At 42.0% G+C, this 21,571-nt stretch carries 11 protein-coding genes; 6 read left to right on the top strand and 5 right to left on the bottom strand.

All coding sequences use genetic code 11. From position 1 onward, the window contains the following. The first annotated feature begins 27 nt into the window (after positions 1-27). The 4 genes from DW938_RS04290 to DW938_RS04275 are packed head-to-tail and all read left to right on the top strand — an operon-like array spanning position 28 to position 11,526. Positions 28-5,157: a hypothetical protein gene (locus DW938_RS04290; protein WP_118123988.1), complete on the top strand. Its 5,130-nt coding sequence runs from the start codon at positions 28-30 to the stop codon at positions 5,155-5,157. A gap of 26 nt (positions 5,158-5,183) precedes the next feature. Then, positions 5,184-9,791, top strand: coding sequence for a hypothetical protein (locus tag DW938_RS04285; protein ID WP_118123987.1), 4,608 nt, complete (start codon positions 5,184-5,186; stop codon positions 9,789-9,791). Between the two features lie 26 nt (positions 9,792-9,817). Continuing rightward, on the top strand, positions 9,818-10,516 hold the full coding sequence (locus DW938_RS04280) for a hypothetical protein (protein ID WP_118123986.1): 699 nt from the start codon (positions 9,818-9,820) through the stop codon (positions 10,514-10,516). A 32-nt stretch (positions 10,517-10,548) separates the two neighbouring features. Further along, a complete protein-coding gene (locus DW938_RS04275) occupies positions 10,549-11,526 on the top strand; it encodes a hypothetical protein (protein ID WP_118123985.1) in 978 nt (325 codons plus the stop codon). 101 nt (positions 11,527-11,627) lie between these two features. On the opposite strand, the gene DW938_RS04270 is transcribed toward DW938_RS04275, so the two are convergent. The 5 genes from DW938_RS04270 to DW938_RS04250 all read right to left on the bottom strand — a co-directional run bounded on the left by DW938_RS04270 (position 11,628) and on the right by DW938_RS04250 (position 15,625). Beyond that, complete coding sequence (locus tag DW938_RS04270) at positions 11,628-11,873, bottom strand: TIGR03905 family TSCPD domain-containing protein (protein WP_022286682.1); 246 nt, start codon at positions 11,871-11,873, stop codon at positions 11,628-11,630. 12 nt (positions 11,874-11,885) lie between these two features. Beyond that, positions 11,886-13,058 (bottom strand): malic enzyme-like NAD(P)-binding protein, encoded by a 1,173-nt coding sequence (locus DW938_RS04265; RefSeq protein WP_118123984.1) that lies wholly within the window; start codon positions 13,056-13,058, stop codon positions 11,886-11,888. A 91-nt stretch (positions 13,059-13,149) separates the two neighbouring features. After that, the gene (locus tag DW938_RS04260; RefSeq protein WP_118123983.1) at positions 13,150-14,022 is read right to left on the bottom strand and encodes a PHP domain-containing protein; all 873 of its coding nucleotides are present in this window, start codon (positions 14,020-14,022) and stop codon (positions 13,150-13,152) included. A gap of 206 nt (positions 14,023-14,228) precedes the next feature. Next, entirely contained in the window at positions 14,229-15,200 is a 972-nt protein-coding gene (locus DW938_RS04255; RefSeq protein ID WP_118123982.1) for an RluA family pseudouridine synthase, read from the bottom strand. Positions 15,201-15,208: 8 nt separating this feature from the next. Then, the gene (locus DW938_RS04250) at positions 15,209-15,625 is read right to left on the bottom strand and encodes a hypothetical protein (protein WP_022286686.1); all 417 of its coding nucleotides are present in this window, start codon (positions 15,623-15,625) and stop codon (positions 15,209-15,211) included. Positions 15,626-16,416: 791 nt separating this feature from the next. Between DW938_RS04250 and uvrB the strand changes: the two genes are divergently transcribed. Both uvrB and uvrA read left to right on the top strand, forming a co-directional pair. Further along, positions 16,417-18,387 (top strand): excinuclease ABC subunit UvrB, encoded by a 1,971-nt coding sequence (uvrB, locus tag DW938_RS04245; protein ID WP_118123981.1) that lies wholly within the window; start codon positions 16,417-16,419, stop codon positions 18,385-18,387. 121 nt (positions 18,388-18,508) lie between these two features. Beyond that, the gene (gene uvrA, locus DW938_RS04240) at positions 18,509-21,331 is read left to right on the top strand and encodes an excinuclease ABC subunit UvrA (RefSeq protein WP_118123980.1); all 2,823 of its coding nucleotides are present in this window, start codon (positions 18,509-18,511) and stop codon (positions 21,329-21,331) included. Positions 21,332-21,571 lie beyond the last annotated feature (240 nt).

Genomic DNA, 21,571 nt, shown 5'->3' with positions numbered 1-21,571 from the left:
ATTGACTTTGCACGGAGGCAGTTGAAAGTGAAAGCTAATAGAAATCAGAAAATCAATAGAATATGCCACAAGCTTTACAGCAAGTATCGCAAGAATGTTATTTCTTTAGTTACCGCTGCCGTGTTGCTTGTCACGAGTATGCCTCTTGCAGACATTTCAGGTGTTGTGTCTAAAATGGTATCAACTGTCACCAATGCGATCTCAGCTATGGCGGAAGATACATATACTGACATTTCTAATGATATCAAAAGCGGCGTTTATACTATACAGAATGCAGAAGATTTTAAAAAGCTTCTTAATGCAGATCCTTCTGTTTATCAGAATATCACTGTATTGTTTTCAAACAACCAATCTCAGTTTAAGGCTTCTGATTTTACAGGAATAGAAAAAGGACTTGGCAATGAAGAATATCCTTTCAAGGGAACAGTCAAAGCAAATGAGGGTTCAGCTATTAATCTTCCTATTAATTTTGCTCTGTTTGAATATCTTAGTGACAGTGCAAATTTAGATACTATTATTTTTGCTAGACCGGAAGAAAAAAATTCAGCTTTGCTTGCTGAGAATGTTATACACGGTGATGTGGCTTCAGCTAATAAGTGGAAAATAAAAGCTGATCCTGTAGATGATTCAGGTGCTACAAATTATAAATCCTTCACGTCTGTTATAGGCAATATGAAAAATGGAGCAAAGGTCGATCTGGATATCACTCTAAGTAATGGTGTCAAGGTGGAAGTATCAGGTGGGGATAATGCAGGTCTTGCCTGCGGCACTATGGACGAAAACACAAGTCTTGCCGTAAGCTTGTCAAGTAATTTGCTTGACGTTTCTGGCAAATCGAACGCAGGTGTATTTGTCGGGAAAATGAGTGCTGGTGCAACACTGAACATCGACAAGTGCAACACCTTGACGGATGTAAATATATCAGCGAACAACGCAGGCGGACTTGTGGGCAGTGCAGAGAATGCAGAAATAAATGTTGGCGAAGGTGTCACCATTACCATGACCGGAAGCGTTACAGGCTCTGTAACTGCGGGCGGTCTTTTCGGCTCTTATATATATAGTAAAGCCAACGAAAAGACATTTGATATTTCAAAATTCAGTGGCATGAAAATGGCACTTGCTTGTTCATCAGGAGATACCGCTGACAGTGCGGCTGTTGGTTCTGTTTTCGGAGTGCTGACAAACAGCACAGATAGTGTAAAAATTAGTATCACGGGCAACGCTAATGATATTATTACTTCAAACTTCAAGGGTACTGTCAGGGCAGGCTTTTATGGCGGTATTGTCGGAAGATATTCTGCCAATGCTCTTAGCTCTGAACTTGAAATCAGTGATGTTACTGTAGATGTGATCGGTTCATGCAATTCTACTGATTTTGGCGGGCTTATTGGTAAGATAGGTGATAACAGCAAGGCTTATGTAAGCGTCAGGAATACCACTATAAGTATCAAAAATTCCACATCATCACAAAATAATTATGGCGGACTTGTGGGCTATGCAGATCAGGCTTTTATTGATGTTGGAGGCAATGTCACAGTTACGGCAAATAATGTTTCTGCAAACCAGAGCGTAGGTGGCATTGTTGGCAAATTTAATAAAAATGGCGTTGTAAGGCTTGGCGGTGAAACAAACCTTTCAGAATTTTATCCTAAAGACCCTAACAAAAACGGATGTCAGATAGTAGGAAATAGAGGCAATGCTTTGATATATAGCTTAAGCGGTTGGTCATTTACAAGGACATCTTCAAAAGTCATAGACGATATGGATTGGGGCGGAGTGCTTCGGCTTAACAATTCCGATCTGCTTGAGAGTGCTGACGGTGTTCTGTCTTTTGATGGATCAGGGCATACTGTTACAATAAATGGATTTCCTAATAATAATATAACCATAAGCAATAGAGCAGATTTTGCCCGTGCGGCTTTGATAATGCAGCATGATAGCAATGATTTTGTTAAGTACAGCGAAAATTCTGTAGGTAAAACAACAATACTTAAGGCGAATTTTACTCTTAGTGCAGATGTTGATATAAGCGACACAGGTCTAACAGGCTTTATGCGTGATAATGGTGAGGATACTTTCACAGGCACGCTTACTGGCAATAGTCATAAACTTACCATGACAGTGGGAACAGAAAATGATAAGATAGTTTTCCATACTCATAATGGACTTTTTGCAAAGACAAGCGGTGCAAAAATAAGCAATATAAAGCTTGTTTCAATTTTCAATATTGTTGGCGATAATGCTTCGGACGGTGACGCTTGTTATATTGGTTCTGTATCTGCATACAACAGCGGAGCTTTGACTATCTCCAATGTGACCGCCAATGTGACCGCAGCCCCAAGTGGTGATTTTACAAACTTTGTTGGCGGTCTTGTTGGATATGTTGCTGACGCCACAAGCGAAGTTTCATTCACTAATTCTGCTGTAACAGCAAATCTTACATACGATAATAGCACAACAAAGGTAGATTGTACTTGTCTTGGCGGAGTTATCGGAATGGTAGGAGCTGTTAAATCAAAGCCTGCAACCGGTATTAAATTTGATAATGTCACTGTTGGCGGAAATATAACTGACAAACACACAGGAAGTAACTCTAGAGTTGGTGGACTCATTGCTGAAATACGAGCAAACGATGTTATTCCTAATTATTACAAATCAACTGGCGAAGCTGTTTTTACTAATCTAGTGTTAATAAAAGACGTGACTATTAGTGCTCTGACTATTAAGGATAATGATAGCAAAGGTTGCAAAACAGGTGGAGGTTTTCTTGGCCATGATTGGTATAGAGTTGAAGTTACGCTTGAAAAATTGAATGTAACTAAATCGACTATTAATACAAACTGTGAAGAACTTGGTGGTCTTGTATATTCCACAACAGGTTACTGGAGTATTAAAGAAATTGTTTTTGATAGTATTGCGATCAATGCTCAAAAATGTAAGATTCTAGGATTACTTGCTTCGGTTCTTTTCGGAAAAAGTGATGACTATTACGGGTTTGATTATAGCACTGGATATAATAATAATAACAATGACAAATACAATGGTACTAGTGATGCAACGTATTTTGAGCTTGTCGAGCAAAATGGTTACAAAATATTAAATCCCACAATAAAAATAGCAGATAACTATAAACGATTTGATGAAATAGCTGGCCGTAGTATTTTGATTGAAACAAATCCTCTTTCAAATAAGCAGGCTATAGTTTCAATTCCTGCAGTTACAGAGGACGGAAAATGTTTACTTTATATGGACGGCAAACACTGCAACACCTATCAAAATCAAACCAAAAATAATGGTAAGTCATGGAAAAATAATTCTTGTGTAAGATATTATTATAACCTTGATAAGTATAAGAATGGTAGTGGTACGACAGGTGGAGCTAAGGCTGTTGAGTGGAGCGCAAAGCTTTTTGCGGCAAATAATATAAAAAATTATATTAATAGCACAAATATAGATTTTCCAACAGATGCAGAAATAGATTTGACAGGATATTCATTTTATCCAGTTGATACAAATGGTTGTAATATAAAATCAAATTCAACCATTACTTTTTATAATAAGGAATTTAATGAGTCTGAAAACGTATCAAGCAGTAATAGTGACAATTATGCCCGTACAACAGAAGGCATGGATGGAACAAACTTAAATAATGTACATAATCAGCATTACATGATGCAGTGCGGACTTTTCAGAAATGAAAATGGAGCTGTTACCATAAGCGGTAAAATGACCTTTAAGGGAAATATCGGTAAGGTGAATGGTGGTTCAGGTGCATTGGTTTGCGGCTCGGTTGCTGACGACACCAATACTACAAAAAAATCTGTCAAAATTACCGGCAGTATCGTTCTTGACGATCTGTATGTGAATGATACTTCTTTAAGTTTAAATGGTGAAAATTCTTATGCCCCTTTGCTTATAAATAAGATAGGCAACATGACAGAGATCACTATACAGAATGTGTCACAGAAAAAACACAGTAGGACTACTGCTAAATATGATAAAGGCGGTCAGGATTATGCTGCAACAAGCCTTATAGGCAATGTAGGAAGCGAAAAGGGTCAAAATATATCTCTGACTTTCTCAAATATCAAGCTTGACGCAAGTGATGTAAATTCAATTTTCAAAAATGCTACTTTGCTTGAAAGCTTTCAGCATTCTGACGGTGCAGGCTCTTCTGCAATATACAACTATAAATGGGACGACGATTGGGGTACAGACTCAGCTGGCAATATTAAGCATAATGTAACCTACGGAAAAGAAGTGTCTGACACCATAAAGAATCGTGTAGATAATGTGAGCAGGCAGAATAAGTATCATGGCGATTGGAGTAAAGATGACAGGTATACTTCCCCTGTCAAAAATAACGCAACAGAGGAATATAGCTTTACAAGTTACAAGCCATATGTTGCTATATCGTATAATACCACCCAAAACTATGATGAGATAGACGTAAACCTTGAGCGACCATATCTTGACGAGGGTTGCGGAACATACTCTGATCCATATATCCTTGACGCTTCTACACTTGCAGAGGTCGCACGAGTTATCAGTACAGCCGCACCTACAAATGGCTGGGAAGTAAACTATAATGCAAATGTTTCTGCCGATAAATCGACTATTAATGCTAATAGTGCTTTTTGTAAAGGCACTAATCATAAAACTTATACTTATGATGGAACAGGCAATTTCGTAAGCGGAAAGGAAAAAGTTTCAAAAGATAACATGATCAAATATCTTTGCGAGGCTTATTACAAGATAAATGATGATATAGTTCTCGGCAGTTCTTTTGCAGGTCTTGGCGGAACATCAAACAGTTACGTTTTCAGGGGCGTTATAGTTGGACAGCAGAGATCCGACGGAACATATCCAACTATCACCAATAATTCTGCAAGCCCGCTCATCAGGTTCAGCAGCGGAAGTGTTGTAAAAGATATCAATATAGAATATACCAAAGAAGTAACGCTTTCAAAAAACAATAATAATAAATTAAACTATAGTACCAAAAAGACGGAGTATTATGGCGGTGTTATGGGCGTTGTGTTCGGTGGAGATAATATCATTGATAATGTCAAGGTAACAAATCCTAATATAACATTTGCAAATAACGATAACAGCAAACAACATCTCATTACTGCAGGCGGATATGTTGGGCCATAGTTTACGGCGGCGTTATTTTCAGAAATATGGACATCGTTGCCAAAGATAGTGCGCTTACAACCAACAATACTGAGGCAGTGGGTGAAAACGTATATACCAATCTTTTTATCAATCCATATATAGGCAGAGTTGTAAACGGCTTTGCTATCGAAGAGGGAACAACGTTTGGTAAGTCAACTAACCTTAACAATGGCAGGAAAAATTATCTCATCACGCAGTTTAAGAGTGAGCTAAGTGATGGTGAGAAATTAAATGTTATTGCCGGCTCGACCAATACTATTGAAGTACCTAATGCACAAGCGTTGTTTATGCTGTCTATCATATCACAGTCCGGTATGGGATATACAGACCGTAATAAAAATACTTGCGGCTATGGTCATTATACTTTTACTCGAAATGCAGACTATTCAAAAGTTGGCACAGCTACATTGACTTCTGATGATAAAGATTACAAAACTGCGATCTCAGATTATCAAAGACTTGAAAAGGCTACAAGCAGGGAATATGAAAAGAAAAATTCTGTAATGCTAAAAAAATATACAAAGCCAAGTGAAAAAGGTCTTTATGAAGCAAAGTGGGCACACGAATTAAATAAGAACTTTACTGTTAAACTCACAGGAAATAAAACCTATGACCTCACCGGAACCGGTTTTCGTGGTATAAATCAGTTGTTTGATGCAACAAATAGTAACTTGGGCGACATTAAATGTGATTATACTTTGTCTTTGACAGCTATCGAGGGAAATAATCAGACTATAAAGCTCGATACAGATATAAAAGCCTATGCTGTGAAAATAACAGACAACAAGAGCGGTAGCACTATTGAAATCCAAGATATGGATAACTATAAATATCGTACCGCATTTGCCTCCGTAAAAGGAGTTGGGTTGATAAACTGTTCAACGTATGCTTTAACTGTAAATAACCTTAAGCTTTCCGGCAAGATCAGCGTTAAGACGTATAACTACGATGGACAATCGTATGTTAATGAAGACCTTTCTACAGGTGGTATTGTTGGCGGAGTACAGAGTTCTTGCACGTTTAGCGGAATAACATTGACCGATCTTGAAATATATGGCGCATATACTGTGGGAGGACTTATAGGAAAGTCAACAAATGATATCAATATAAGTAACGTTAAGTCTGAAAACAGTGGCGTTTATGTGTATGGCGGATTTGAAACAGGCGGTCTTGTGGGAAATTCTCAGAAAGGCAGCGAATTCGCTGTTAAGGATTCTAAGATAAAAATTAATAAAGTTGAATTTGCTAATCTTGATAAAGGCACAAAAACTTGGTTTGGCGTAGGTGGAATCGCAGGCACTGCAAATATCAAAACGACAATAAGCAATGTTCAGCTTACAGCCTATAATGAAGATAGCTTTATCGGTTCAAAAAAAGACAATAAACCCCTTGCAACCCAGACAATGAACGAGGGCGGTCTTATAGGACTGTCTAACGGAGCATGCACAATAACAAATACAAGCGTCAGCGTCGATGTTTATGGTAGTAATGCTGGTGGATTCGTTGGAATAAACAAAAACCAGTTGTCTATCAATGACTGTTACTATGGAGGAACATCTGAAACATCAGCTTGCGGTGTTTATGGCTATACAAGTTCAGGCGGAATGGTCGGCACACAGAATGCGGCTGTGACCATATCAAAGTCTGCTGTAAAAAATGCAACCATAGGTATACCAACCGCTAAAACTGGTGATGCAGGTATCGGAGGTTATGTTGGTATAAAAGCTAATGGTGATCTGAAGATATCTGATTGTGAAGTCAACAATGTTACTCTGTCAGCAGAGGATAAGTCCAATGGTGCAGGTGCAGGCGGTGTGATAGGTCATAATGACGGCGGCAACACTTATGCTTATGATATTCTCATAAATAAATTAAGCTATATAAAAGGCAACAACAGTGTGTCTGTTTCTAACCTGATAGGTTGGAACAAATATAAAAATCTATCATCTGAATTTATCGGAGTATCGGTAAATAACACGAATTGTTTACCTGATATACAGTATTATGCTTCACAGATACCTGCCAGCTTCACCGCAGTTCACTCCGACTACAAAGGTACTCAGGATAATACCCATAATATCGGTGAGGGAAGCGGCACGCACGTTGATATCAATTCACCTTATGTCAACATAAATCCAAGCAAAACCGCCGGTGATAAAATTTTCACAGGCGATCTTGTTGGCGGAAATATGCAGACTATCATCAGTGACGCTGCTTCTTATACGAATGGCACAAAGACAAAATACTATGGCATAAACAGTACCATAAAGACATATGCAGAGGATCTGGGTAATTCAAAGCTTACAACATTCAAGCAAGCTTCCGAGCTTGATGTTCAGGAGCTGAATGATCTTCCTGTTCTGCTTATTGATGATAACTCATCGTTGAATATCACACAAATGCTCGCAAAGTATATCTCAGTTCTGACAAATCATGATGTTTTAGACAGCAGTTCAAATAAGCTGAAAACAACAGATCTTATGAATGTAAGCACAGCGACTTATGTGTATGATAACGGCAGTTTAAAAAAATCAGACAAAAGCACTCTTACGTTTAACAGCAAGACAGGATATTTCAAGGTCACAGACGGTCAGTACGATAACGACGGCACAAACAGATTTACTGTCATTACTCTCGATTATATCGACCCAACGGGAAGTGGCAAAACTGCTCTTAGACTTCATATTCCTGTTTTTGTAAGAAAGGTGCTTGATTTCAGCTTCCAATCTTACGTTATCTCAGGCACAGACTATAACCATTCTCATTATACGGATAAAACAAAGCTTGCTTTTGAGAGCTTTGATGCACCTGTTACTACTTATTTTAAGTATTCCTATTACAAATCCGCTAACGAATGGGAAAAAATGCTCAATAATGGTGATAGCCTGCTTTGGAGCTTTGATAAAAAGCTTTACCTTATTGGTGATAATGCCGCTGACAGTGGTGTGCTTACCGATGATACAAAGCTAACTCTTGTTGATGCAAATAACAATGACAAGACTTATCATTCTACCGCAAGTGATGCTAAGTTTAATAAAACAACCGGTGAGCTTGACTTGACAAATATAAGCGGCTTTAAACCGGTCACAATGAATGATGTACTGTTAAGATATGCGTCGGTAACAGCTAAAGAATCATCTGACGGAACACTTGTTGAGGCAGATGATGAAGCTACAGCTACTGTAAAAACAAGCGACGGCAAGTATTATAGACCTGCCGGCGAGGGTGAAACAGGCACTTATAAGATAACTGTTTCAGCGAACAGTGATACACCAAAAAATGCTAATGACGAAATGATAATAAGCGAAATCTATTATCTCACTATCAATATTCCAGAAAAGGGAAGCTCAAAAAAAGTCATCAAGAACTTTGTGAATTATTATAGCGGTAATAAGCCAAGAAAGCTCAATGGTAATATTCCTACAAACCTTGTCCAAGTGACAAATAATGACACTGGCGCATATGTTATTGCAAACTTTTTTACACAGCTAGTAAGTGTGACGGCTCATGACCCAGAGGAGATAACAGCGTCAAATAATTTTGTCCGTGCGACAATGACGTCAGAAATAAGCATTGATCAGAGTCTTAGAGATACATTTAATGGCTATAAGAGTGACGATTTCAATATGTATCAGGCGTTTAAATTCTCTATGAAGAGCTTTGATGAAAACGATGCGGGAGCTAATGCAAAGATCATTGCAGGAACTTCGGTGAATGTTGATTACAGCATTTTAAACAGTTCAGACACAGAGTTATCAAACGCAAAAATAAGCAAGACTGAGACACTTTCAGAAGCTAAAGACAGCTATATGCTGATGTATCCCGATTCGGTCTACGATTATATCAATAGTGACACAAATGGCTCTATAACTGTCAAGGCTGATATCAGCTTAACTTATGGTACTGCAGGGATCATAGATCAGTTCCCTGAGCGTAAGGACGGGGATACCAAAACCGGTATTGGCGTAAATGCGGCGTCTTATGTTGCATATAGTCAAAACAATATTGAGAACAGCTCTATCTCTAAAAGTGGAGATATGCCTGCAAGACGCTACTATAGAAAGGCAATGACGGTGGCACAGCTAAACTATAACGTTGCAGAGTCAACGGTTCTTGAGTCGAAGGATTCACCATTTTCACAGCTTGGTATCAATGCCAAAGATATGACTACAGAAGAAATGGCAATAACAGCAAATGCTATCTATGATCTGTCTGCTTTGAGTCGATCAACAAGGGACAGCGGCAAAAAAATACAGTATACAATGAGGTTGTATGTTAAGGACAATAGTGGCGAATATAAGCAGACAAACGATATTAGCAAATATCTCAGTAGCTTTACTTTGGAAAACGCCACATCAAACAGCGGTCTGAATGGCAAGGAGTGCGTTTTTACCACTGATTATAATGGCGAAGAACAAAACACAGCCGTTACGAAATTTACAGTAAAAACAGGCAAGGCTTTTGAGGAGCAGGGACTTACCTATGCAAACTACAGAGTTGAGCTTACCGCAGTATTGCTTAATGACAACAACTCAGTTGTTAATGGAACTACCTCAAGCGACTATGTTGTTTACACAAACGCAAAAATAGAAACAGGCTTTATAAACTCATAATAAACAGGCATTTTCAGGAGAAAATTATGACAAAAAGCATTTTTGGAAAATTCAGAAAATTAGAAAAAAAGAAGAAGCTCCAGCTGGTCATAGCAGTATCTCTCTCGGTGGTACTGCTTGTGGCACTGCCTGTTTATGCGTGGTTTACTCACAAACGTTCTATTGCACTTACAACAAAAATAAATGCCCCTACTCAGCTTTATATCACCGCAGGAAACAAAGAATCTGTGGCAAATCTTGAAATGGCAGATATTGACGTTGAGGACGGCAATTATAAAGACTTTGTTTTCGGCATAGGCGGGGCAGACGTGCAACAATATCAAATACAGCTTGCACATACAACGAATATCCCTTTTGAGTATGAGATATACCGTGCGAAAGACGTACCGGAAGCTGATAAAAATAATGATACTGTAGTTTATGTATCTGATGAAGAGAATAAAACGTTTTATTACAATATAGACGGCAATAAGATCTCGGGACATTATCTCAATCAGCAAGGCTCGGAGATACTTGCTGACAGCACGCTTCATGAAAAGTCTTATGACAGCTACGGCAATGTTCAGAAAAATGCCGAAGCGCTTTATTGGCAGTCGGACGCACTGACGGTAATTGACAATAAAGACCCGTTTTGCGATTATTTTATAATAAGAGTAAAATGGAATGAAAATGTCCAAAACAATAAAGAAACTGATATGGTCTACCTTACAGTTCAAAGAAAGTAATATATCACCAGACAGAGAGGAGGGCGGCAGCTATGAAAGGCAAATTTATAAAAAAGCTTAAAAGATCGTGGCTTGCAATATGGATAGCTTTTGTGGCAGCCGCACTCAGTACTGTTGGCGTTTTGGCGGCTTATACCAGCGTTTCAAGTGTAAAGCGAGTTGTATCCACGCAAAAGGGAGCCGGTATGCTGTTTTCATCTAATTATCTTACAACAGATGAAAATGATCTTCCAAGGACGATAACTTTTAGCAGTATGGAAACCTCGCCTTGTGTGACAGTCAATGTATGCAACTATCCGCAAACAATGATAAAGCACAATGATAAGGATATCACATACACCATTACAGTTGAGCTTGTGGACAGCGACGGAAATGCCGTTACCGGAGAAGAAGCTGCAAAATATTCAGTTGAATATAACGGCGAAAAAAAGACTTTTGGAAGCAATTCAAAAATAGAGTTTTCACTTCTGAAACTTATGGCTGACGATTTCAACAAGCATGAATTTGTGCTGACCTTTGATAAGTCGCAGCTCACAAAGTCTGATATATACATGAAAGTGACAGCCGCACCTACAGATCAGGCAGAGTTGAAAACGCTCTCCGCAAAGCTTGGCGTTATCTATATAAATGATAACACATCAGCAACATGGACAGGCACATTCATTGACAACGCCGCCTCGCCTAAAGATCTTGACGGATTCAACTACCGCCTGTCAGGCAGTGGCGAGGGTACTGTCACACTGACATGGAACACGAAATATGTTGATATCAGCACATGGTTTAAAAACACTTACAGCCTAAATGTTTCTACAGATGTAAATACAAAAATTGCCACTGCAACTATGAAAGTCGATTCTGCCGAGAAAAATCAATATGATATTCAGTTCTATAGAACGAACGGCATTAACAGTGCAGAGCAGTGGTCTGACGGTAATCATACCAATATTACGGTAACTGGTACGGGATTTGTATCAATGAGTTTCACTCAAAGCACAGCGACAGAAAATTAGAATATGTACAAAAAAACGGACTGCACACAAAATGCAGTCCGTTTTCTTTTGTAGGGGCGAACAGCCCGTTATTATATCCGTGTAATGTTCAGTACGAAAGCTTAGAGTGCAGACTTCAAAGCTTCCGCAAGCTGAGCAGGACATGATGTGCCACGTCCGTTGCAGTCGATACCCTCAAGTCTGTCAATAACGTCTTGAACCTTCATGCCCTCAACAAGCTTTGATACACCCTGTGTGTTGCCGTTACAGCCGCCTGTGAAATGCACTTTCTTTACGATACCGTCCTCTACTTCGATATCTATTTTTCTTGAACATACTCCCTTTGGAGTGTAGCTTATCGTTGCCATTTGAAAAACCTCCTAAATTCTTGCTACGCCTGTTTCTCTTGCAGCCTTTGCCACAGCCTCAGCCACAGCGACCGGTACAGATCTGTCAAAAGAGTTCGGCAGAATAAATTCCGCATTGAGCTTGTCCTCAGGCACACAGCCTGCGATAGCCTTTGCGGCAGCCATTTTCATTTCCTCGTTGATGTCAGAAGCCCTCACTGCAAGCGCACCCTTGAAAATTCCGGGGAAAGCGATAACGTTGTTTATCTGGTTAGGGAAGTCTGAACGTCCTGTGCCAACGATAAACGCACCTGCCGCCTTTGCTTCGTCAGGCATTATCTCAGGAGTCGGGTTAGCCATTGCGAAAAGTATAGGCTTGTCGTTCATGGATTTAACCATTTCAGTGGTCACAAGCTTTGGCTTGGAAACACCTACGAAAGCGTCTGCACCCTTGAGTGCGTCAGCAAGAGAGCCATGGAGCTTGTTCTTGTTTGTGACCTTAGCCATTTCAGCGTGAGCCTCGTTAAGATAATTGTCGCCCTCGCAGATTATTCCCTCACGGTCTACCATGATAAGATTGCCGATACCAAGAGAAAGCAAAAGCTTTCCTATAGCACAGCCAGCCGCACCTGCACCGTTTATAACAAGTGTAATATCCTCTATCTTCTTGTTTGCCACCTTGCAGGCATTCATAAGTGCTGCACCGACAACGATAGCAGTTCCGTGCTGATCGTCATGGAAAACAGGGATATCAACTTTCTCTTTAAGTTTTGCCTCTATCTCAAAGCACCTTGGAGCAGCGATATCTTCAAGATTTATACCACCGAAGCTGTCTGATATCATAGCGATGGTGTTTACAATTTCGTCAACGTCATTGGACTTTATGCAAAGTGGAAAAGCGTCAACGTCTGCGAACTCCTTGAAAAGCGCACACTTGCCCTCCATAACAGGCATACCTGCCAGACCGCCGATATTTCCAAGACCAAGCACAGCAGAGCCGTCTGTGATAACAGCCACAAGATTTGCACGTCTTGTAAGCTCATATGAAAGGTCGGGATCTTTCTGTATCTCAAGGCAAGGCTGAGCAACGCCCGGAGTGTAAGCCAGCGTCAAGTCCTTGGCATTGTTTACCTTTGCTCTCGAGCAGACCTCTATCTTGCCTTTCCATTCTCTGTGTTTCTGTAGTGATTCTTCCATTACGTTCATTTTATACAGTCCTCTCTATTACAGCCAAACTAGGCTTTGTTACGCATTAAAGGAACATTACCGCATGATAATGTCCCTTTATTATACCATATTATTTCTCCGTTTTCACAGCCGCTTTGTTAGCTTTTTGTGAATTTATATGAATGAGCTTGAAAAGCTTATCAAGATTTTCCTTATCAGTGGTCATGCTTCCGATATGCGTCATTGTTTCGTTATACAGACCGTGGAAGTCAGAGCCACCAGTCACTATCAGGTCATGTTCCTTTGCGATGTCTGCAAGCTTCTGCTGTTGAGTTGGAGTAGCAGAGTGATGATATGCTTCAATTCCGTCAAGCTTGCCTGCCTCAATAAGTTCAAGAAGCAGCTCGGTGTTGTTGAACATAACAGGGTGTGCCATAACAGCAATGCCCTTTGCGGAGTGTATAAGATCAAGCACAAAGTTTACGTCAGGATATTCACGGGTCACAAGACATTCGCCGTTTGGATATGCAAAAAGCTTGTCGTTCACAGAGCCGTAAAGCTCAGTGGCATAGCCGTAATTTACCAATGCTCTCATGATATGCTGTTTAAAAATGCTCTTTGAGCTTTTTGTGTAGCGCAGCACGGCGTCGGCAGGGATAGGATATCTAGCCGTCACCTTCTCTATCATTTCCTTTGCACAGTCTTTTCTTATCTGGCATGACTTCAGGCAAAGACCCTCCAGCCTGTCCGGCTTTTGCGGCGCATAGCACAGAATGTGTACTTTTGAATTGCGCTTCTTGTCCCATGCTGAAAGCTCTACCGCAGGAATGACCTTGACCCCATAACGTTCACCAAGTATTTGCGCTCTGCTTGATGATGAAAGAGTGTCATGGTCTGTTATCGCAAGAAAGTCAAGTCCCATTCTTTTTGCCTGAACAATGACCTCTTCTATACCAAGCGAGCCGTCAGACAGCGTTGTGTGACAATGCAGATCTCCTGTCATACCTTTGTTCCTCCAAATCTATAAAATATATCTGTCATTTTCTGTATATATAGTACAGCCGTTAAATTTGACTAAATAATTATAACATATTTTATATACATTTGCAAGCACTTTTGAACAATTTACACAAAATTTGCACAAAAATTATATTATTTTGTCGTATATGACAAATCAACAGTGTCGAAATAGTGCGATTTAACGAAATATCAGAGCTTATATCCGAAGAATTTTTCGCAAAACCATACGTCTTTAACCTGAAAGCTTTTGCCGTTTAGATATTCAAGTATACCTGCGTCAGTGGTGAATTTAAAGGTGAGCTTGTACGAATAAAGTGCCTGCGTTTTCACATTGTATGCACGGTTGACTTTATTTATTCCGTATTTTCCGTCGCCGAGAAGTGGATAGCCAATGTGAGCAAGGTGCGCCCTTATCTGATGCGTTCTGCCTGTGACAAGGTCAACTTCGAGAAGAGCAAGATCATCAGCCTTGTTTTCCGCAAGCACACGATAAGAGGTTATCATGGTGCGGCTGCCCTCAAATTTCTTGTCGGATACCCTGACGGTCTTTGTCGCCTCGTCCTTCTGATGATAAGCCGTGAGCCGTGCAGACTTTTCCTTTGGTATGCCAACGGTCACGCAAAGATAAAGCTTTTCAAGCTCTCTGTCTTTAACTTTCTGATTAAGCACACGCAAACTTTCAGCATTTTTCGCACATATGACGATGCCCCCGGTGTTGCGGTCTATCCTGTTACAAAGGGCAGGAGCAAAAGACAGCTCCTCCTCAGGACGATATTCACCCTTTTCATAAAGATAGTGCTGTATTCTGTTTATAAGCGTGTCCGCCGAGCCGCTTTCGTCCTCATGTACCACAAGTCCGCACTTTTTGTCGCAAAGGATAATATTCTCGTCCTCGTAAATAATATTCAAAGACGTTGGCGCACTGAGAAAAGCAGGTCTGTCAGCAACTTCGCCCTCGAAAAATTCGTCATTGATGTAAAGCTGCATAACGTCACCGCAAGCAAGCCGTGTGGATATCTCACAGCGTTTGCCGTTGACCTTGATACGCTTTAGGCGCAGATATTTGTACAGCAGATTTTTAGGCAGCTTCGGCACAGCCTTTGTGAGAAACTTGTCAACACGCTGACCTGCGTCATTCTGATTTATTATAAATTCTCTCATGCTATACCTCAGAGCTTCACACGAGCGGAGAATCCTCCGTCAATAAGCTCGTCAAGGCCCGTGCTGTCAGCACCGCTTTCACGGAGAAGCAGAAGAATTTCTGACATATCGCAGGCTTTGCCTTTACGGCGAGATATCTCCTCTTCACATTTGATAGCATATTGTAAAGGCTTTTTGTCAGCAGGGAAGTTCACATCTGAGCCTTGAGCGATGAGCCATTTGATGAAATCAACACTTCGCTTGTCAGGCTTGAGAACGCCATCCTGCTCAACAAAGTCAGCACTTTCGATAGCAGTGAGCAGGAAAGTAAGCCCGTTGCTGTCAGTGTCGTTGTAATCCACATCATCAGAGATGAACAAGAATTTAAGCTCTTCCAGTTCACGCTTTGAGAGGGTGTAGTTGTATTCGTCATATGATCTATTCATGTTACGTCCTCCTGAAATTATTACTATAGTGATATTATAACCTAAAGTGTGGGATAATGCAAGAGGGGAGCGGTATTAAGTGAGGAGCGAGGAACGAGGAGTGGAAAAAGCTGAACAGAGATGTGGACAAGCACCGAGCGTAGCGATTTTGTGGCATGACAAACTCTCCCGAATAATCTGTAGGGGCGAACACCGTTCGCCCGTGCTCAGGATTTGCTGTAAATTCAGAATTGTCGGGGAGATTTTTTTGCTGCCGAACCTTGTTGTTGCCGTGGGCTTATTACTTCGACGAGCGAACACCGTTCGCCCGTGCTCAGGATTTGCTGTAAATTCAGAATTGTCGGGGAGAATTTTTTGCTGCCGAACCTTGTTGTTGCCGTGGGCTTATTACTTCGACGGGCGAACAGCGTTCGCCCGTGCTCAGGATTTGCTGTAAATTCAGAATTGTCGGGGAGAATTTTTTTTGCTGCCGAACCTTATTGTTGCCGTGGGCTTATTACTTCGACGAGCGAACACCGTTCGCCTGTGCTCAGGATTTGCTGTAAATTCAGAATTGTCGGGGAGAATTTTTTGCTGCCGAACCTTGTTGTTACCGTGGGTTTGTTTCTTCGACGGGCGAACGGTGTTCGCCCCTACACATACATCGAGTTGATACCGCAGGTTGAGTAACAATACCAGTCCGAAAAATCGTACATATACGCAAATTCAAAAAATATTGATAAAAAAGCCTTTACAATTAAAAATAATTGTAATATAATGATTAAAACAACTGTTCGATTGAGGAGGCATTTATGGATAAGTTTCAGCTTGTTTCAGATTATAAGCTTTCAGGCGACCAGCCTGAGGCTGTGGACGCTCTGGTAAAGGGTATCGAAAGCGGCATGAGAGAGCAGACCCTTATGGGCGTTACTGGTTCCGGCAAGACCTTTACTATGGCAAACGTTATTGCTAGGATAAACCGTCCAACGCTCGTGCTTGCCCATAATAAGATACTTGCCGCTCAGCTTTGCTCTGAGTTCAAGGAGTTTTTTCCGAACAATGCCGTGGAATATTTCGTGTCCTACTATGACTATTATCAGCCTGAAGCCTATGTGCCTAGTAAGGACGTCTATATCGAAAAGGACAGCTCCGTTAATGACGAGATAGACAAGCTCAGACATTCCGCTACCTCCGCTATCGCTGAACGCCGTGACGTTATTATCGTTGCCAGCGTTTCTTGTATCTACTCCCTTGGTGACCCTGAGGAGTATAAGTCCATGGTGGTGTCTATACGTCGTGGTATGGAGAAATCCCGTGACAGGCTTATCGCTGACCTTGTGGGTATCCAGTATGAGCGAAACGATATAAATTTTGTGAGAAACAAGTTTCGTGTCAGGGGAGATGTGGTGGAGATATTTCCTGCAAATTCTACAGACACTGCCATAAGAGTGGAGTTTTTCGGAGATGAGATAGACCGTATCACTGAAATAAACGTGGTGACTGGCGAGGTGCTTTGCTCCCTTGCCCATGCGGCGATATTCCCTGCTTCTCATTATATCGTCAGCCGTGATAAAATGCACGACGCTATCGAAGAGATAAAGCAGGAGCTTGACGAGCGTATCAAATATTTCAAAGACAACGATATGCTTATCGAAGCTCAGCGTATCGCACAGCGCACTAACTATGACATCGAGATGTTGGAGGAGATAGGCTTTTGCAGCGGTATCGAGAACTATTCCCGAGTGCTTGCAAGACGTCCTGCAGGCTCAACACCATTCACTTTGCTTGACTTTTTGCCTGATGACTTTGTGCTTTTCGTGGACGAATCGCACGTTTCTCTGCCGCAGGTGAGAGGTATGTATGCAGGCGACAGGGCGAGAAAACAGACCCTTGTTGACTATGGCTTCCGTCTGCCCTCAGCAATGGACAACAGACCGCTGACATTTGATGAATTTTATTCTCATATTAATCAGGCGGTGTTCGTGTCCGCTACCCCTGGACCTATCGAGCAGGAAAAGTCACAGCAGATAGTGGAGCAGGTCATAAGACCGACAGGTCTGCTTGACCCTGAGATAATCGTAAAGCCCACCGAGGGTCAGATAGAGGATCTGCTCAGCGAGATAAATGTAAGAACAGCTAAAAATCAGCGTGTGCTTGTTACTACTCTTACTAAGAAAATGGCAGAGGATCTGACAAACTATCTCAAGAGCTTTGACGTCAAGGTGAGATATATGCACCACGATATAGACACTATCGAGCGTATGGAGATAATCCGTGACCTGCGTCTGGGCGAGTTCGATGTACTCGTTGGTATCAACCTTTTGCGAGAGGGTCTTGACCTGCCTGAGGTAACTCTTGTGGCAATACTTGACGCCGATAAAGAGGGCTTTCTGCGTTCTGAAAGCGCACTTATACAGACCATAGGCAGAGCCGCACGAAATGCCGAGGGCAAGGTAATAATGTATGCCGACACGGTAACACGCTCAATGGAAAAGGCTATCACCGAAACGGAGCGCCGTCGTGCGATACAGATGAAGTTCAACGAAGAGCACGGCATAGTTCCGAAAACTATCGTCAAGGATATAAGAGATGTAATAGAGATATCCACCAAAGAAGAGGTGGAATACGAGGCAAGGCAGAAAACAAAGCTTTCAAAGCAGGAAACCGCAAAGCTCATAGACAAGCTCACAAAGGAAATGAAAGAGGCGGCAAAGCTGCTTGAATTTGAGCACGCCGCATTCCTGCGTGATAAAATTGCGGAGTTAAAGGGTGAGAAGAAATAAAAAGCCTTGCGAAACATAAGACGGATATATATCCACAAAACGTGTGTAGTGGCGAACACCGTTCGCCCACCTGCATACCAATATGTGATTTTTCAATACCAAAAGGAGAGTAAAGTTAATAATGCCAATTAACGAGATAGTTATAAAAGGTGCAAGAGAGCATAATCTCAAAAATGTTGATGTTACCATACCGAGAGATAAGCTTGTTGTTATGACAGGTCTTTCGGGTTCGGGTAAATCTTCTCTTGCATTCGATACCATATATGCCGACGGACAAAGACGTTATGTTGAGTCGCTGTCCTCTTATGCGAGAATGTTTTTGGGTCAAATGGATAAGCCTGATGTTGACAGCATAGAGGGGCTTTCCCCTGCTATATCCATAGACCAGAAAACTACCTCCAAAAACCCACGTTCAACTGTTGGAACAGTCACCGAGATATACGACTATCTCAGACTACTCTACGCCCGTATAGGCGTGCCACACTGTCCTGTCTGCGGAAGAGAGATACGTCAGCAGACAGTGGATCAGATCGTGGATAAGATAATGGAGCTTGACGAGGGTACAAAGATTCAGCTTTTAGCGCCTATCGTCAGAGGACGTAAGGGCGAGCATACAAAAGAGCTTGAACGTGCCAGAAAGTCGGGCTATGTGAGAGTGCGTATCGACGGCATAACCTATGACCTTTCGGAAGAGATAAAAATAGAAAAAAATAAAAAGCATACTATCGAGATAGTCGTTGACCGACTTGTTATCAAGGAGGGCATAAAGTCCCGTCTTACCGACAGTATCGAAACTGTTTCTTCGCTTACAGGGGGACTTGTGGGGGTTGACGTTATCGGCGGAGAGGAAATGCTTTTCTCGCAGAATTATGCTTGCCCTGAGCATGGTGTTTCTATCGACGAGCTGACACCGAGAATGTTCTCTTTCAACAATCCTTTCGGTGCTTGCGAAAAATGTACAGGTCTTGGCGTGTTCAAGAAGATAGACCCTGAGCTTATTATTCCTAACAAAGACCTTTCCATAAGGCAGGGTGCGATAAAAGCCAGCGGCTGGAACAGCCTTGAAGAAGGTTCTATCGCCATGATGTATTTCAACGCAATTTCTGAGACCTACGGCATTTCCCTTGACGAGCCTGTTAAAAATCTCGACAAGGACGCTATAGACGTTTTTCTGTACGGCACGCAGGGTCAGAAGCTTCACCTAAAGCGTGGCAATAAGTTCTATAAGGCTGACTATCAGGCTGAATTTGAGGGCGTTATACCGAACCTTGAAAGACGTTATAAAGAGTCCAACAGCGATTGGGCGAAGGCTGATATAGAAGCGTATATGAGCGATGAAAAGTGTCCTGCCTGCCATGGTGAAAGGCTTAAAAAAGAAAGCCTGAGCGTTACAGTTGGCGGAATAAATATCGCAGAGCTTTGTCACAAATCGGTGGCAAAGGCACTGGAGTTTTTTGAGAACCTTGAGATAAGCGACCGTGACAAGCTTATCGGCGAGCAGATAATAAAAGAGATAAAGTCACGTCTTGGCTTTCTCAAAAGCGTGGGACTTGAATATCTCACCCTGTCACGTTCCGCAGGTACTCTCTCAGGCGGTGAGAGCCAGCGTATAAGGCTTGCAACGCAGATAGGCTCATCACTTGTGGGCGTGCTGTATATCCTTGACGAGCCGTCTATCGGTCTGCATCAGCGTGACAATGACAAGCTTATCGCAACTTTGAAAAGGCTTCGTGACCTTGGCAACACTCTCATAGTGGTCGAGCATGACGAGGACACAATGCGTGCGGCAGATTTCGTGGTTGACGTTGGACCGGGAGCAGGCATTCACGGCGGCGAGATAGTCTGCGCAGGAACTGTTGACGATATAATGAAGTGCAAGCGTTCTATCACAGGACAGTATCTCAGCGGTGCAAAGAAAATACCTGTCCCTGAAACACGCAGACAGGGCAACGGCAAGTATCTGAAAGTTATCGGTGCGACACAGAACAATCTGAAAAACATAGATGTTGAGATACCTCTTGGCACTTTCACCTGCGTAACAGGTGTGTCAGGCTCAGGCAAATCATCACTTGTGAACGAGATAATCTATAAGGAGCTTGCGGGCAGATTAAACCGTGCAAAAATACGCTCTGGAGCGTTCAAGGAAATGCAGGGCATAGAGCATCTTGATAAGGTAATAGATATCGACCAGTCGCCTATCGGCAGAACGCCAAGGTCTAATCCTGCCACCTATACGGGAGTGTTCACCGATATCAGAGAACTTTTCGCTCAGACCGCTGATGCAAAGATGAAAGGCTACGGAGCAGGACGTTTCTCATTCAACGTCAAAGGCGGAAGATGTGAAGCCTGCGAGGGCGACGGTATAATCAAAATAGAAATGCACTTTTTGCCTGACGTGTATGTGCCATGCGAAGTCTGCGGCGGTATGAGATACAACCGTGAAACGCTGGAAGTTAGATATAAGGGCAAGAACATCTATGACGTGCTTGAAATGACAGTGGAAGAGGGCGTTGAGTTTTTCAGCGCTATCCCTAAAATAAGCCGTAAGCTTGAAACACTGTATGAGGTCGGCCTTGGCTATGTGAAGATAGGGCAGGCGGCCACAACCCTTTCAGGCGGTGAAGCGCAGAGAGTCAAGCTTGCCACAGAGCTTTCAAAGAGAGCCACAGGCAGGACTATATATATCCTAGACGAGCCGACTACAGGACTTCACACTGCTGACGTACACAAGCTTATAGAGGTATTGCAGAAGCTTGCAGACGGGGGAAATACAGTGCTTGTTATCGAGCACAATCTTGACGTCATAAAGACCGCAGACCATATCATAGACTTAGGCCCTGAGGGTGGTGACGGCGGCGGAACTATCGTTTGCACAGGCACGCCTGAGGAAATTGCGGCTTGCGACAGGTCTTATACGGGACAGTATTTGAGGAAGATGCTGTAGCTGTAACAAGTGAGGAGTGAGGAGTGAGGAATTGGCATAGCTGACCCTTGTGGCTCTTCAGCACGAGGTAAATGTATGCACCGAGTTTATTCTGCTATGTAGTGCAGAGGGGTGCAGAAATGAAACTACCAAACAAAAAAAATAATCAAAGCGGTGTCGAGAAATAAAACTTGCACCGCTTTTTCTATAACTCAAACAAAGCACCAGCAAAGAGCGCAGCGATTTTGCGGCATGGCAAAC

This window comes from Ruminococcus sp. AM43-6 (genome assembly GCF_003461785.1).
GTDB lineage: Bacteria > Bacillota > Clostridia > Oscillospirales > Ruminococcaceae > Hominimerdicola > Hominimerdicola aceti.
The sequence above is the reverse complement of the archived record's forward strand: the minus strand, read 5'-3'. Positions and strand labels throughout refer to the sequence as shown.